Source organism: Solimonas soli DSM 21787 (assembly GCF_000474945.1).
Classification (GTDB): domain Bacteria; phylum Pseudomonadota; class Gammaproteobacteria; order Nevskiales; family Nevskiaceae; genus Solimonas; species Solimonas soli.
On sequence record NZ_AXDW01000007.1, the window covers coordinates 199,404 to 213,253 of the forward strand.

Below are 13,850 nucleotides of genomic sequence, written 5' to 3' on the forward strand. Positions count from 1 at the left end.
TCAGCCTGCCGCCGTGGCGAGCATGCGCGCGGCGCGCGAGAAGAGATCGTCGGCCGCTTCGGCGAGCATGCCTTCGAGGCCGAGCATCGCTTCCTCGTCGCCGCCCTTGTTGCGCACGGCGTCGGCGAGATAGGCCGTCATGCCTTCATGCAGGCGCGACAGTGGCACGCCGGCGCTGACGCTGTGATCGGCGAGCAGCAGCGCGACCGCATCGGTCAGGACCGCGAGCTGCGCGGAAGTCTGGAGTCGGAAAAGGCCTTCGTTCATCGGAGCAGGAGGTGCCGGCGGGGGGAAGGCCTAGCCTACCACCGGCACTCCGTCGCCGAGGCTCAGAAATCCTCGTCGAGATCGTCGACCGGCAGGGTGAGCTGATCGGGCCGCGCCCAGCCGACGCGGCCGGTACTGAGGGCGAGAATCTGCTGCCGCCAGGAATAGGCGCCGTGCGCATTGGGTCCGAGCAGCTGCATGCGCGACAGCACCAGCACCGGCTTGCCGCGCAGCGTTTCGAACTGCGGATTGAGCCTGGCGTCCGGCCGGAAGCGCAGGCGGACGCCGACCGGCCACTGGCTGGCGGGACGGCCCGGAACGTCGGCGATGTTCGAATGGCTCATGGCGAGGCTCGGCGGTGAAGATGCGCGATCATTGTCGCGAGGCGGCCGCGCCGCGCCATCGCGGTCGCCCCCGACCTCGCTGTCAGTTTTCGCGGACGAGCGCTGTAGGATCGCCGGTGTCACCGGCGGCGCGCCGTCATCCGCCCGCCGGGCCGACGCGCTATGCTGGCCTCCTACGCCGGACGGAAGATGGCCATGGCCGAGATCATCAATTTCAACAAGGCGCGCAAGCAGAAGGCGCGCGCCGAGGCCGAGCGGCAGGCCGCCGAGAATCGCGTGCGGCATGGCCGCAGCAAGGCGCAGAAGCAGCAGGACCACCTGGAGAGCGAACTCGCCGAGCAGCGCCTGGATCAGCTGCGCCGCGAACGGCGCGACGAGGAAACCGAGTAGTCCGTCCTTGCCGCGCGACGCCGACGCCGGCGCAGCCGGACGGCGACCGCGACGGCGATGAACAGCGGCCCGAGCATCGCGCCGCCCTCAGACCAGCGTGCGCAGCCGCGCACGCCAGCCGCGGGCGGCGCGCCAGTCGGCGAACATCGCCCACCATTCGCGGCCGACGAGGACCAGCGGCCGATAGGCCGGTGCGCGGCCGAGCACGCCGTAGCGCAGTTCTTCCGCCGGCGCCTCCGCGAAAGTGCCGAACAGGCGATCCCAGACGATCAGGATGCCGCCGAAATTGCGATCGAGCAGCTCGGCGTTGACGGCGTGATGCACGCGGTGATGCGCCGGCGTGTTGAAAACCCATTCGAGCCAGCCGAGACGGCCGATCACGCTGCTGTGCAGGATGAACTGATAGACGAGATTCAGCGCGAAGGCGCCGGCCACCAGCGGCGGCGACACGCCGAGCCACACCGGCACGAGCAGGAACAGCCAGGCCCCGGAGAACAGCTCGGTCCAGCCGAGCCGGTAGGCGGCCGACAGATTGAGCCGCGTCGACGAGTGATGGACGGCGTGCGTCGCCCACATCCAGCGCAGGCGATGGCTGGCGCGATGGAACCAGTAGTAGACGAAGTCGACGCCGATCATCAGCGCGACGAATGACGGCAGCCCCTGGAGCCGCAGATCGAACAGGCGGTGCGCGTAGACCAGGGCGAACAGCGGCGCCAGCAGCAGCAGGTTCAGCGGACGGATCAGCATGTTGCCGGCGGCAATGACGGTCGACGCCAGCGTCTCGCGCCAGTCGTAGCCGGCGCGGCCTCGCCAGGCGAGCCACGCCGCTTCGGCGGCGATGAGCAGCAGGAACACGGCGAGGACGATCGGGCGATGCGGGGCCGCGCCGGCGGAAAATTCGGGCATGGTCGTTCTCCGGAGGCGGCCGCCCTCGTGCGCGGGCGGCCGCTTCGTGGCGGATCAGTACGTGCGCGTGCGCTCGCGCACCACGCTGCCGCCGTCGGGGCCGGTCTTGGTGACTTCCGTGCTGAGCGTGCCGGTGGCCGGATCGTAGCTGCGCGTCGCCTCGCGGCTGGCGCTCGCGCCGTTCGGTCCGGTGACGCTGCCCAGGTGGCTGATGCTGCCCGGCGCGACCGTGGTCTGGCCGCCGCGCGTCATCGTCTGGCCATTCGGGCCGGTCGCGGTGACGCTGTGATAGGCCGTGCCGCTGGCCGCGTCGTAGCCGCGCTCGGCCTTGCGCGTGCCGCCGTTCGGGCCCTGCTGCGTGCGGCTCGCCTCGCGATGGCCGGGGCTGGCCTGCACGCGGGCGCCGCGTTCGACGCTGCGGCCGGCCGGGCCGGTACGCGACACCGAGTGCTGCCGCTCGCGCGCTTCGGCCGGCGGCGACAGCGCAACGCTGCCCGCGAACGCGGCGACCAGCAAGGCGGCAGCAGCGGCGCGGCCGGCGAAAATGCGGTTTGGAAGCGGATTTGACATGGTCGTGCTCCTGGAAAGTGGACGGCGGGAAATGCGGACGTCAGTGCGACTGACGCATCGCGCGGAAGTGCTCGATCAGCTCGCTGCGCGTCAGGCGGCCGTCGCCGTCGCTGTCGGCGGCCTGGAACTGCCGCATGCGCGCATCGACGAATTCGCTCTCGCTGAGCACGCCGTCGTGATTGGCGTCGAGCTTGGCGAACTGCGTCTGCAGACCGGCGCGCGCTTCGTCGGCGCTCAGGGCGCCGTCGCCGTCGCGGTCCATCGTCTTGAGCGGTCCGCCCCAAGTGTCCTGTGCCTGCGCGGCGGCACTGAACGCGAGGGCCGCGAGCAGCGCGGCGGTACTGCGAATGAGGGTCTGCTTCATCATCGGTCTCGTGTGGCGGCAGCGATCTGCCCGATGCGGCCAGATTGCGCCGCCGCCATCGCCGGCGGGTGACGCGCCGGCGTCGCCGTGTGACGGCGTGTAACAAGCGCCGCCGCGGCCGCGCGGCTCGGCTATAAAGCGATGACCGGAACGGCGGGCGGGAAACCTTTCATGAGCGTGGGCATGCGTATCGTCGTGGTCGAGGACGACCGTGAAATCGGGCCGCTGGTGCGCGGCCTGCTCGAGCGCGAGAACTTCATCGCCGAGTGGGTGCGCTCCGGCGCCGAGATGGACACGGCGCTGGCACGCCAGCGCGCCGACCTCGTGCTGCTCGATCTCATGCTGCCCGGCGAGGACGGCCTGTCCATCTGCCGGCGCCTGCGCGCCGCCGGCAACCTGCCGGTCATGATGCTGACCGCCAAGGGCGAGGACCTCGATCGCATCATCGGTCTCGAAGTCGGCGCCGACGATTACCTGCCCAAGCCCTTCAATCCGCGCGAGCTGATCGCGCGCATCCGCGCCGTGCTGCGCCGCGCCGCGCCGGCCGCCACGCAAAGCGCCGCCGGCCAGGAGCGCCTGCGCTTCGCCGGCTACACCTTCGATCTCGCGGCGCGGCGCCTGCACCGCGACGACGGCGGCGAGATCGAACTCTCGGCCGGCGACTACGATCTGCTCGCGATGTTCGTGCACCACCCGCAACGCGTGCTGACGCGCGAGCAGATCATGGAATTCACCCGGCGCCGCAGCTGGGAGGTCTACGACCGCTCGATCGACATCGCCGCCTCGCGGCTGCGCCGCAAGATCGAGCCCGATCCGGCCCATCCGACGCTGATCAAGACCGTGCGCAACGGCGGCTACCTGTTCGCCGCCGCCGTCGAGCGCGTGCCGACGTGATCGGCCTGGCGCTGCGCATCACCGTGCTGCTCGTCGCCACGCTGCTGCTGGCGACGATGACCATCGTCGGCGGCTTCTACCTGCAACACGTCAGCGACAGCGGCCTGACGGCGCAGACGCCGATCGGCGGACGCCTCGCCGCCGCCGTCGCCCTGCTCGACGCCGATCCGGCGGCGGCGGAGCAGCTGCTGCGTGCCGCGTCGTCGCCCGATTTCGATCTGAGCCTGCGCGACGGCACGCTGCCGGACGATCGCGGCGACTATCCGCGCCTCGCCGAACTGCTGCAGCGGCGCAACGCGGCGCTGCGCGACCGGGCGCTGCGCGTCACCGGCGGCGCACGCACCGCGGACGGCCTGCATGTCGAAGTCGGCCTGCGCGACGGCCGCGTGCTCGACGCCGCCGTGCGCGGCGCGACCCTGCGGCGCACGCTCGGGCGACCGTTCCTGATCGCGGCGATCCTGCTGGTCGGCGTGATCGGCCTCGCCGCGCTATGGGCCTTGCGTGCGCAGATCCGTCCGCTCGAGGCGCTGGCGCGCGAAGTCGAGCGCATCGGCACGCCGCACCCGGCGGCGGCCTTGCCCGAGCGCGGCGCGCGCGAGGTGCGCCAATTGCTGGTGGCGTTCAACCGCATGCGCGGCCGCATCGAAGAGCTGCTCGCCGCGCGCACGCGCCTGCTGGCGGCCATCAGCCACGATCTCGGCACCTATCTGACGCGCCTGCGCCTGCGCATCGAACTCATCGCCGACGACGAGCAGCGCGGGCGCGCCGAACGCGATCTGCACGAGATGCAGCAACTGCTGCGCGACACCCTGGCCCTGGCGCGCAGCGAGAGCATCGAGCGCGTCGACGGCGGCGTGGTCGATCTCGCCGCGCTGGCGCGCCACGAGACGGACGAGTATCGCGCGCTGGGCGCGGCGGTCACGTTGTCCGCCCCCGAGCATCTACATGTCGACGGCGACGCGCTCGGTCTCGGCCGCGTGCTGCACAACCTGCTCGACAATGCGCTGCGCTACGCCGGCGGCGCCGAGGTGCAGCTCGATGCCGACGGCGCCCAGGCGCGGCTCAGCGTCATCGACCATGGTCCGGGCATTCCGGCCGCCGAACGCGCGTCCGTGCTCGAACCGTTCTATCGCCGCGACGATGCGCGCACGCTCGACAGCGGCGGCGCCGGCCTGGGCCTCGCCATCGTCGCCGACATCGTGCGCCGGCATGGCGGCACGCTGCGCCTCGACGACACGCCGGGCGGCGGTCTCAGCGTCCAGATCCTGCTGCCGCTGGCGAGGCGCGGGCAATAAAAAACCGCGGCCGGAGCCGCGGTTCCTTTTACTGCAAGACCGCTTGCTGCAAGACTGGCTTAGATCGCGCGGATCTGGGTGGCCTGCATGCCCTTCGGGCCGCGAACCGCCTTGTACTCGACGCGCTGGCCTTCGGCGAGGGTCTTGAAGCCCGAACCCTGGATTTCCTTGAAGTGCGCGAAGAGGTCTTCACCGCCTTCGCTCGGCGTGATGAAGCCGAAGCCCTTGGCGTCATTGAACCACTTCACGGTGCCGGTCGAAACATTGCTCATGGATACATTCCTTTTAACGATTGAAATCGGGCAATCCCGCCCGCGGGGTGCATACGGTCAAGAGGAACGCATCGGGATTTCGTGCCACCGGAGGGTGGCGGACAAGACCTACGATTAACACTGCTTGAGGCGACTGCGGCGCACACACTACGCGATCGCCGCCGGTTTGTCGAATGGTCGGGCGTCCCTGCCCCACTTGCCGCACAAGGAAACGGACCGGCGTCCTGCCGGTCCGTGTGACGCGGAAAACCCAAGTTTTCAGCCCGCGCCGGCGGGCGCGTGGTCGATGACCAGCGCGACGCGGCGGTTCGGCTCGCCCTGCGCGCCGGTCGCGCCCGGCACGACCTGGCGGTTCTTCGCCTTGCCGTAGCTCACCGCGCGGATCTTGCTCGCATCCAGGCCGCCGTTCTGCACGAGGTAGTCGCGCACGGCATCGGCACGCTTCTGGCCGAGCTTCTGGTTGTAGGCGGCGCTGCCCGCCGGATCGGTGAAGCCCTCGACCGTGACGACGACGTCCGGATGGTGTTCCTTGATGACCGAGGCGAACTCGTCGAGCGCCGCCTTGTCCTGGTCGCGCAGCACGGACTGCGCCGTATCGAAGTGCGCCGCCAGATCGACGCGGACCCGACCCTGCAGCTGCGAGATCTTCGCGTCGTAGCCGGCAAAGCGGCTGTCCAGCTCGCTCTTCAGGCCGTTCAGATCGCTGCGCAGCGAAGCATCGTTGGCGCGCAGTTCCGCGATCGTCGCGTCGTAGTCCTCCTGTTTCACATAGTGATGACAGCCGGCCAGGACGACCGCCGTCATACCCACCGCCAGCTTTGCCGCCCATGTGTACGCGTTCATCATTGTTTCTCCATGTCATCTCGGACGCCCATCCGCATTGCGGCGGACAGCGCGCACGGTACGAACGCAAAGATGAAGTGGGACTGAATCGGCGATGAACTGTGCGCTCAGCGCAGCAGCTCGGCCGCCGTCACCCGATGCACGCCGGCCTGGTCCATCCACTGCCATGCGCCTGCCAGCGAACCGTCGAGATCGATCGCCCGGCAGGCATCGGCAATGACCGCCGTGGCGAAGCCGTCGGCGCGCGCATCGAGCGCCGACCAGGCCACGCAGAAGTCGAGGGCGAGACCGCAGCAATAGACCGTGTCGATGCCGCGCTCGCGCAAATAGCCGGCCAGCCCGGTCCGCGTGCGGCGATCCGCCTCGACGAACGCGGAGTAGCTGTCGATCTCGCGATCGCCGCCTTTGCGGATCAGCAGCCGCGCATGCGGCAACTCGAGCTCCGCATGCAGGGCGGCACCCTCGCTGCCCTGCACGCAATGGTCCGGCCACAGCGTCTGCGGTCCATAGGGGAGCGCGATCTGCTCGAACGGCCGGCGCCCGGCGTGCCGGCTAGCGAACGAGACATGATCCGCGGGATGCCAGTCCTGCGTGAGCAGCACGTTCGCGAAGCGCGCGCCGAGCCGGTTGATCAGCGGCACGACGGCATCGCCGTCGGCGACCGGCAGGCGCCCCGACGGCATGAAGTCATTCTGCACGTCGATGACGAGCAGCGCGGCACGCGGCGACGCCGGCGGCGCGAGCGAAGGGGCGGCTTGGGACATCGGCGAACTCGGCAAGAATCTGCCGCACAGCGTAGCGCGCGACCGGAAACGCGAAAGCCCCGGCCGAAGACCGGGGCTTTGCGGATCAGCGCGGCGCGCCGGCCTTCACATCACGGCCGCGATCGCCTTGCAGACGTAGCCCAGGTTCTTGCTGTTCAGCGCCGCGACGCAAATGCGGCCGCTGTCGACGCCATAGACGCCGAACTCGCTGCGCAGGCGCAGCATCTGCTCCTTGCTGAGGCCCGAGTAGCTGAACATGCCGACCTGCTGGGTGATGAAGCCCATGTCCTGCTTGACGCCGGCGGCCTTCAGGCCTTCGACGAGCTGGCTGCGCATCAGCTTGATGCGCTGGCGCATGCCGGCCAGTTCGTCCTCCCACTGTGCGCGCAGTTCCGGCGTGTTCAGCACCGCCGCCACCACCGCGCCGCCGTGCGTCGGCGGGTTGCTGTAGTTGGTGCGAATGGTGATCTTGAGCTGCGACAGCACGCGATCGGCTTCATCCTTGCTCGCGCACAGCACCGACAGCGCGCCGACGCGCTCGCCGTAGAGGCTGAAGCTCTTCGAGAAGCTGGTCGACACCAAGAAGGTCAGGCCGGCGGCGACGAACTTGCCGATCACCGCGCCGTCTTCGGCGAGACCCGCGCCGAAGCCCTGATAGGCCATGTCGAGGAAGGGCGTCAGCTTGCCCGCCTTGACGACGGCGATGATCTGCTCCCACTGCGCGGCCGTCAGGTCGTAGCCGGTCGGGTTGTGGCAGCAGGCATGCAGCACGACGATCGTGCCCGCCGCCGCGGCCTTCAGGTCGGCGAGCAGGCCGTCGAAGTCGATGCCGCGCCTGGCGGCGTCGTAATAGCGATAGCTGCCGACTTCGAAACCCGCCTGCGTGAACAGGGCGCGGTGGTTTTCCCAGCTCGGGTCGGAGATCAGGACCTTGGCCGACGGGTTCAGCTTCTTCAGGAAGTCGGCGCCGATCTTCAGGCCGCCGGTGCCGCCAATGGCCTGCACGGTCGCGACGCGGCCGCTGTTCAGCGGCTCGCTGTCGGCGCCGAACACCAGGCTCTTCACCGCCGCGTCGTAGGCGGCGATGCCGTCGATCGGCAGGTAGCCGCGTGCCGTCGGCTTTTCCATCAGCACCTTCTCGGCGGCCTGCACGCACTGCAGCAGCGGCAGCTTGCCGTCGTCGTCGTAATAGACGCCGACGCCAAGGTTGATCTTGTTCGGGTTCTTGTCGGCCGCGAACGCTTCGTTCAGACCCAGGATCGGATCGCGCGGCGCCATTTCGACGGCGGAAAAGAGGGACATGGGAAATCCTCGAGGAATGCCGGTCGGTCCCGAGCCGCATAAAAAAGGGCCTGCCTTCCGGCAGACCCTCCATGAATTGGCTCCGCGAGCTGGACTCGAACCAGCGACCCAGTGATTAACAGTCTTTATGGGACTGTATAAAAATCAATGGGCTACAGCTTGATTGTCTAACCAGATTCGCGGATCGGCAGGGGCGCGGATTGTAGCGTAATTTCCTTCGTTAGACAGGCTCTTCTTGAACTCTGCACGATGCTATATACTTTTGCCATACAGCATTTCGGAGTGTCGACATGGAAATCGCCAAAATCTTCTGGTCCGGCCGATCGCAGGCTGTCCGTCTGCCGAAAGCCTTTCGCATTGAAGGCGATCAGGTTCGCATCCGTCGTCACGGTTCTGCCGTAATCCTGGAACCGATGCCCTCTGATTGGGCCTGGCTCGATGCAATCAGCGGTCCCGTCGACGACGACTTCCGCGCGGCTGCGACCGCTCCGCAGCCGCCGGCGCAGCAGCGTGACGAGCTGCTGTAGTGCGCTACTTGTTCGATACGAATGCGTTGATTGCACTCCTGAACGATCCTGCCGGGCTGATCGGTCAGCGCGTGCGTCAGTACCAGCCGGAGGACTTCGGGCTTTCGGCGATCGTAGCTTTCGAGCTGTATTTCGGTGCCCATAACAGCCGTCGCAAAGCGGAAAATCTCAAGCGTTTGGACGGCCTACATTTCGAGATTGTGCCGTTCGATCTGGAAGACGCCCAGCACGCCGGTGAAATTCGTGCCGAGCTTGAAGCTGTTGGCACGCCGATCGGCGCTTGGGACGTGCAGATTGCGGGACAGGCCCGCGCCCGCGATCTGATCCTGATCAGTCATAATCTGCGCGAATTTCAGCGTGTGTCGAGGCTGCGTGTCGAAAGCTGGCAGGTGTAGTGATTCCGAAGATGAGCTTCGTCAGCGGATTAACGATCTTGCTGCTGCTCACGCGTCCTGCACTGCTGATGGCCTGCCGCCACCTACCGATTACGACCTGGAACTTCAGGCGCGCATGGTCAAAGGATTGATGGCGCCTGCTGAGGTCATCGAGGCTTTGAACAAGCACTATCTGCATGTTCAGATCAAACATTGATCGCTTTGGAGAGTTTCGCATGCGAAACTTTTTACGACATGAGCAAGCGCAATGATGAGGTCGGCACCGGAATCAAGGTGTTCAAGGACGCTGTCGAGGCATGCTTCGATCCCGATACCGCCTCTAAACTGCGCGCGCACGCTGAGACTGGAAGTCAGCTGTCGCTCCGCTACAAGCTGTATGAACTTCTTAGCCGCATGACGCCTGAGAACTGCCCTCCTGAAACCAATTGGGGCCGGGCTGTTGGCAAAGAGGTTCTTGGCGGCGACGAAATATAGCGCAGCTTACTGATCGGGCTTGGTTTCGCATGCGAAACTTTCTGCTGCCGAGGTTGTTCCGTTAACGCTCTGTAGGGCCAGGCGCAAGGTCGTTACAGGCAGCTCTTCCAACGACTCGAAGGCGCGGCCGAGCTTAATCCAGTGCTCAGCTTGACCCGCGAGTGAGCGGAAATTTTTCGCTGCTTCAGCTCGAAGCGTGGCGATCGTTTCGGCCTTGAGTTTGACGGACTGCGACATCTTTGATGCCCCTTGCGGTCATATTTGCATCCGTGTCGGAGTTTACTGATCAAATCCAGTTTCGCATGCGAAACTCAGAAGAGGCTGAGCTGCCCGGCGGCAGCTGCGACACCATGATCAATTCTGCATCTTCTGATCGTCAGCGCCGGCTTCCACATGTAGATGACGCGCGTGATGATCAGGGTTCGCTGCGCCTTGCGCGTCGGCGCGCGCAATCTATTGATGGCTTCCTTTGTCTTGGCCCAAGCCATCTTGATGAACTTCAGCATGGCGCTATCTCCGTTCCAGGTGGGGAGACCGAATCGCTTTTCGATTCGGCGGCCCCACATGGAATCGGAGATCAGATTTCGCGTAGTCGAGCACGTGTCAATGATCGCCCCGAAGGGGCCGCGCAGCGGTTTGTCGGGCCGCGCGCTTTTTTGCGGCGCGTCAAACGGTCATTGACTCGCGCGCAGCGGAGCGGAACGCCCTCCTTAGCCCTTTGGAAACGGTAGTGTTGCGTGAGCCTCCGGTGTATCGCGCACGCTCAACGCAGTGCGATTTCCCGTAATTCGCGAGCTCCGGCAATCATCGCCCTTGTTCAATCAATGGTTTACAGAATTGTTCGCGATAGACCGGAGGATGGTCGGTTTTACGGCCAGTTTCGCATGCGAAACTGAGCTACTGTCTCTTTACCATCTCCATCAGCGGCGGAGTGTGCAGCGCCCGGATCTGCGAGCTCCGCCGTGTTGAGATTGCCGCCGCGCACGCCGTACATGCCGCCGCTGGCGGTGTGGCGCTGTTTCTGACTCTAACTACGCCGCACGGCATCGGCGACGAGCTATCCGCGTTGCTCGGCAATCGTCGCCAGTCTGGTCGTGTCGGTCTTGCCGGCGCTATCGATCGGTTCCGTAATGATCGTCAGGTCAAGCACATCCTCCGCAAGGTCGGCCGCGTTGGCTTCATCCGCGCCACGGAAATCACCTATGGCACCAATGGCTGGCACCCGCACTTTCATGAACTCTGGTTGACCGACTGCGAGCAGGACGACCGCATTCGCGTCACCGTGCAGCGCCAGCTTCTCGACGTCTGGAAGCGCGTCTGCGTCATGTCCGGCCTTGCGGAACCTAATGAGCGTGGCGTCGATCTGCGCTGGTCGTGGGATGCCTCCGAGTATCTGAGCAAGATCGGGCATGAACAGACCTGGGGCGCTGCGCGCGAGCTTGCGTCCTCCGCGACCAAGCGTGGCCGCAAGACTAGCCGTAACGCATGGCAGCTCCTGCGCGACGCTGGCGACGGCGATCGGGCAGCGTGCATCGCATTCGGCGAGTTCGCGCAAGCAACACTCGGCCAACGTCAGTTGATATGGCAGCGCGGCCTCAAGGCCGCACTTGCTATTGAGGAGCGCTCCGACGAGCAGCTTGCCAAGTACGTAGACGAGGGTAGCTACCTCCTGAAGCTCATCTCTGCCGATCGCTGGCGTGCTCTGTTGCGGCTGTGGTCGCAAGTTCTCGACGCATTCGCGACTTTCATCGAGAACTTGCCAGTGCCCGAAATGGTGAACATGTGGGTTACGCATGCTGGCTCTATTCCCAGCACGATCGTCTGGTTCCTGACCATTCTGGAATTCAAGTTCGGCGTTACTGTGGTTGTTTCTGCACTGGTACTTCGCTGGCTTTTGCGCCGCATCCCGTTCTTTGGGTAGCTGAGCTCTTAATGGCGATCTATGGATACAGCGGAAAGCCCGGCGCCGGAAAGAGCTATAGCGTCGTGGCCGATGTCATCATTCCCGCGCTGAAGGCCGGCCGCACGATTTATCACAACATGATTTTGCACGAGGCTCCCTTGCGTGCGCTGGCGGGCCATGGCGGAAAGCTCTTCCCTTTTAGCCCGGAGGCGACCCCGGACGAGCTCGTGCGAGATGCGCCGCTAGGTGCTCTGGTCATCATTGACGAATCCGCCCGTTACTGGGGAGCTGGAACCAAGGTCAGCCAGGTTCCACCGGAACAGTTCGAGTTCTTCACGAAGCACCGGCATCGCGTCGGGGGCGACGGTATTGCGACCGACATTGTCGTCATCTGCCAGGACTTCGGATCGCAGTGTGCTGCATTCATCCGTGAGCTGATCGAGTACACGTACTACTGCGTCAAGCTCACCGCGATCGGCATGTCGAAGCGCTATCGCCTTGAGGTCTATTCCGGCTGCGTGAAGGGCGACAGTCCGTCGTCGAAAAAGCTCGTCAACAAATCCGTCCGCAAATATCGTAAGGAAATCTACGCCTGCTACGTGAGCCATACGCAAAGCGCGCGCGGTGTGGCCGGAGAGGAAATCCACGGGAAGGGCGCGACGGTTTGGACAAACTGGAAAGTGATTGCCGCACATGTTGCGGCTGTCGTCGTGATTCCCGTTCTGGTGTATTCCGTCTATGCGTCCGTGACGGGCTTCAAAGCCCAGGCGATCGCCAACACGAAATCGAAGGCGCCGACTGCGGCGCGCGGTGAGCATAGCGAACCCCGCGCCGCAGTGGCGCCTGCTCCTGTCGGCGAAAAGCCTGCGCGCGTCTCGACGCAATGGCGGCTCGCGGGAAACATCACGATCGGCGACCGTCGCGTATTCATCGTCGACGGCGACCACGGATCACGCTACGTGTCCCCTCACGACTGCAAGCGTGATCCAGCCGGCAATTTCACCTGCGTCGTCGATGGATTGATGGTTGCGGAATGGACCGGACCTGCTGTGCCTGTGGTCAGCGGTTGGTTCCGCGACACCGTTGCCGGCGGAACGGCAGAAAAGCTGATTCCGTCGCCATGATCTTCTTGACCGAAGGTGAGCTTCAGGAATTGACCGGCTACGTCAAGCCCGCTGCACAAGCGCGATGGCTCAAGCGCAACGGCATTCGTTTTTTCCGTCAGCGCATGACAGGTTGCATCAAGGTTCCGTGCGCGGCGTTGACTGGCACCGGCGACGCGACGAATGCCGTGGAAGATGGTCCGCGCTTGGACTGGATACATCGTGCAAGACAAGCGGCCTAAGCTGGCCCCTCGCTGCTAATGGAAGCACGGTGCCTACTGGTACGTTGCGCGCGAACCCAAAGCCAAGTGGATTCGGCTTGGGAAGACGGAAGCCGAAGCGTACAAAGCGCTCGCTGATCTACATGCGCCGAACCGCAACATGCTGGCGATTTTCGAGCGCTACGAGCGTGAGCGCTTGCCGAAGAAGGCCAAGGCGACGCAGGACGGCCAACGTCGCCAGCTATCGAACCTCAAAGCGACGTTCGGGCACATGGAGCCGCATAAAGTCCGTCCGGCGCATATAGCCGCCTTCCACGATGCGCTCGGGCAGACTGCGCCCGTGTCGGCCAATCGACACCTGGCCCTGCTGTCCGACGTGTTCAAATTCGCGCTTCGTATCGGCGCGGTGGATCTGAACCCTTGCCGAGGTCTCGGCCGCCGCGAAGAACGCCCCCGCGACCGATACGTCACGGACGATGAGCTGGCCGAACTACTGCCCCATGCTCCCGCTTGGCTGCAGGACTTCATGTCGATGGAACACCTGACCGGCCAGCGAGAAAGCAACTTGATCCGGCTCCAGGTGACGGACCTGCGCGATGACGGGATACCGTTTCCACCGCAAAAGCGTGGCCGTCCAGTGTTGATCGAGTGGTTGGAAGCCCTGACGGCTGTTGTCGATCGCGCCAAGGCCCGCAGGGCGTCGTTTTCGGACCGGAAGGTAGTTCCCCTCAATCTGCTGCTCAACGAGCGCGGCGACCCGATTACGGTCTCCGGGTTGCAAAGTGCGTTTCGGCGGCTCTGGGCGCGCTACGCGGCTCACTGCGAGGGAAAAGCCATCATTTCCCCGGTGCCTCGCTTCACGCTGCATGATCTGCGCGCCAAAGCCGGAAGCGATACCGGTAACGAAAGGATGCTCGGCCACAAGAATGTCTCGACATTCCGGCGCATTTACGACCGCAAGCCCGTGCGGGCCAAGCCGAGCAAATAAAAGGGACTGCCGTTAGACAATCCCTTGA

22 protein-coding genes are annotated in these 13,850 nt (G+C 65.3%); 11 read left to right on the plus strand and 11 right to left on the minus strand.

What is annotated here, in order from left to right; translation table 11 throughout:
• Complete coding sequence (locus K344_RS0105315; protein ID WP_028079787.1) at nt 1–267, minus strand: hypothetical protein; 267 nt, start codon at nt 265–267, stop codon at nt 1–3.
• Between the two features lie 62 nt (nt 268–329).
• Nucleotides 330–611 (minus strand): hypothetical protein, encoded by a 282-nt coding sequence (locus tag K344_RS0105320; protein WP_028079788.1) that lies wholly within the window; start codon nt 609–611, stop codon nt 330–332.
• 195 nt (nt 612–806) lie between these two features.
• On the opposite strand from K344_RS0105320, the gene K344_RS0105325 reads away from it, so the two are divergent.
• Nucleotides 807–1,001, plus strand: coding sequence for a DUF4169 family protein (locus tag K344_RS0105325; protein WP_028079789.1), 195 nt, complete (start codon nt 807–809; stop codon nt 999–1,001).
• An 87-nt stretch (nt 1,002–1,088) separates the two neighbouring features.
• Here K344_RS0105325 and K344_RS0105330 read toward each other — a convergent pair whose 3' ends face one another.
• The 3 genes from K344_RS0105330 to K344_RS20380 are packed head-to-tail and all read right to left on the minus strand — an operon-like array spanning nt 1,089 to nt 2,841.
• A complete protein-coding gene (locus K344_RS0105330) occupies nt 1,089–1,907 on the minus strand; it encodes a sterol desaturase family protein (protein WP_028079790.1) in 819 nt (272 codons plus the stop codon).
• A gap of 54 nt (nt 1,908–1,961) precedes the next feature.
• On the minus strand, nt 1,962–2,477 hold the full coding sequence (locus tag K344_RS20375) for a hypothetical protein (RefSeq protein WP_157622781.1): 516 nt from the start codon (nt 2,475–2,477) through the stop codon (nt 1,962–1,964).
• 40 nt (nt 2,478–2,517) lie between these two features.
• Nucleotides 2,518–2,841 (minus strand): EF-hand domain-containing protein, encoded by a 324-nt coding sequence (locus K344_RS20380; protein WP_169729249.1) that lies wholly within the window; start codon nt 2,839–2,841, stop codon nt 2,518–2,520.
• 171 nt (nt 2,842–3,012) lie between these two features.
• On the opposite strand from K344_RS20380, the gene K344_RS0105345 reads away from it, so the two are divergent.
• Both K344_RS0105345 and K344_RS20385 read left to right on the plus strand, forming a co-directional pair.
• Nucleotides 3,013–3,735 (plus strand): response regulator, encoded by a 723-nt coding sequence (locus K344_RS0105345; protein ID WP_028079791.1) that lies wholly within the window; start codon nt 3,013–3,015, stop codon nt 3,733–3,735.
• Nucleotides 3,732–5,030 carry a sensor histidine kinase gene (locus K344_RS20385; protein WP_028079792.1) on the plus strand — a complete coding sequence of 433 codons (1,299 nt, stop codon included), beginning with the start codon at nt 3,732–3,734 and terminating at the stop codon, nt 5,028–5,030. Before K344_RS0105345 ends, K344_RS20385 begins: the two co-directional genes overlap by 4 nt.
• A 59-nt stretch (nt 5,031–5,089) precedes the next feature.
• On the opposite strand, the gene K344_RS0105355 is transcribed toward K344_RS20385, so the two are convergent.
• The 4 genes from K344_RS0105355 to K344_RS0105370 all read right to left on the minus strand — a co-directional run bounded on the left by K344_RS0105355 (nt 5,090) and on the right by K344_RS0105370 (nt 8,211).
• The gene (locus K344_RS0105355) at nt 5,090–5,302 is read right to left on the minus strand and encodes a cold-shock protein (RefSeq protein ID WP_028079793.1); all 213 of its coding nucleotides are present in this window, start codon (nt 5,300–5,302) and stop codon (nt 5,090–5,092) included.
• Between the two features lie 258 nt (nt 5,303–5,560).
• Entirely contained in the window at nt 5,561–6,145 is a 585-nt protein-coding gene (locus K344_RS0105360) for an OmpA family protein (RefSeq protein ID WP_028079794.1), read from the minus strand.
• Between the two features lie 107 nt (nt 6,146–6,252).
• On the minus strand, nt 6,253–6,909 hold the full coding sequence (gene pncA / locus K344_RS0105365) for a bifunctional nicotinamidase/pyrazinamidase (protein ID WP_028079795.1): 657 nt from the start codon (nt 6,907–6,909) through the stop codon (nt 6,253–6,255).
• Nucleotides 6,910–7,014: 105 nt separating this feature from the next.
• Entirely contained in the window at nt 7,015–8,211 is a 1,197-nt protein-coding gene (locus tag K344_RS0105370) for an amino acid aminotransferase (protein WP_028079796.1), read from the minus strand.
• 290 nt (nt 8,212–8,501) lie between these two features.
• On the opposite strand from K344_RS0105370, the gene K344_RS0105375 reads away from it, so the two are divergent.
• The 4 genes from K344_RS0105375 to K344_RS23875 are packed head-to-tail and all read left to right on the plus strand — an operon-like array spanning nt 8,502 to nt 9,607.
• On the plus strand, nt 8,502–8,738 hold the full coding sequence (locus tag K344_RS0105375) for an antitoxin (protein ID WP_028079797.1): 237 nt from the start codon (nt 8,502–8,504) through the stop codon (nt 8,736–8,738).
• The gene (locus tag K344_RS23350) at nt 8,738–9,133 is read left to right on the plus strand and encodes a type II toxin-antitoxin system VapC family toxin (protein WP_084197029.1); all 396 of its coding nucleotides are present in this window, start codon (nt 8,738–8,740) and stop codon (nt 9,131–9,133) included. Before K344_RS0105375 ends, K344_RS23350 begins: the two co-directional genes overlap by 1 nt.
• Nucleotides 9,111–9,329, plus strand: coding sequence for an antitoxin VbhA family protein (locus tag K344_RS23870; protein ID WP_157622782.1), 219 nt, complete (start codon nt 9,111–9,113; stop codon nt 9,327–9,329). The genes K344_RS23350 and K344_RS23870 overlap by 23 nt, the downstream gene beginning before the upstream one ends.
• Nucleotides 9,330–9,367: 38 nt before the next feature.
• Nucleotides 9,368–9,607, plus strand: a complete 240-nt coding sequence (locus K344_RS23875; protein ID WP_157622783.1) for an AbrB/MazE/SpoVT family DNA-binding domain-containing protein — start codon at nt 9,368–9,370, stop codon at nt 9,605–9,607.
• 6 nt (nt 9,608–9,613) lie between these two features.
• Here the strand turns inward: K344_RS23875 and K344_RS23355 are convergent, their stop codons facing one another.
• On the minus strand, nt 9,614–9,844 hold the full coding sequence (locus K344_RS23355; protein ID WP_084197030.1) for a TA system antitoxin ParD family protein: 231 nt from the start codon (nt 9,842–9,844) through the stop codon (nt 9,614–9,616).
• A gap of 74 nt (nt 9,845–9,918) precedes the next feature.
• Nucleotides 9,919–10,113: a hypothetical protein gene (locus K344_RS0105385; protein WP_028079798.1), complete on the minus strand. Its 195-nt coding sequence runs from the start codon at nt 10,111–10,113 to the stop codon at nt 9,919–9,921.
• Nucleotides 10,114–10,616: 503 nt separating this feature from the next.
• On the opposite strand from K344_RS0105385, the gene K344_RS0105390 reads away from it, so the two are divergent.
• From K344_RS0105390 to K344_RS0105400, 4 genes are all read left to right on the plus strand, one after another.
• Complete coding sequence (locus K344_RS0105390; RefSeq protein ID WP_157622784.1) at nt 10,617–11,528, plus strand: rep family protein; 912 nt, start codon at nt 10,617–10,619, stop codon at nt 11,526–11,528.
• Nucleotides 11,529–11,539: 11 nt separating this feature from the next.
• Complete coding sequence (locus K344_RS0105395; RefSeq protein ID WP_028079800.1) at nt 11,540–12,634, plus strand: zonular occludens toxin domain-containing protein; 1,095 nt, start codon at nt 11,540–11,542, stop codon at nt 12,632–12,634.
• Complete coding sequence (locus K344_RS23360; RefSeq protein ID WP_211234470.1) at nt 12,631–12,855, plus strand: DUF4224 domain-containing protein; 225 nt, start codon at nt 12,631–12,633, stop codon at nt 12,853–12,855. The genes K344_RS0105395 and K344_RS23360 overlap by 4 nt, the downstream gene beginning before the upstream one ends.
• 139 nt (nt 12,856–12,994) lie before the next feature.
• Nucleotides 12,995–13,822, plus strand: a complete 828-nt coding sequence (locus K344_RS0105400) for a site-specific integrase (RefSeq protein WP_028079801.1) — start codon at nt 12,995–12,997, stop codon at nt 13,820–13,822.
• The last annotated feature ends 28 nt before the right edge of the window (nt 13,823–13,850 follow it).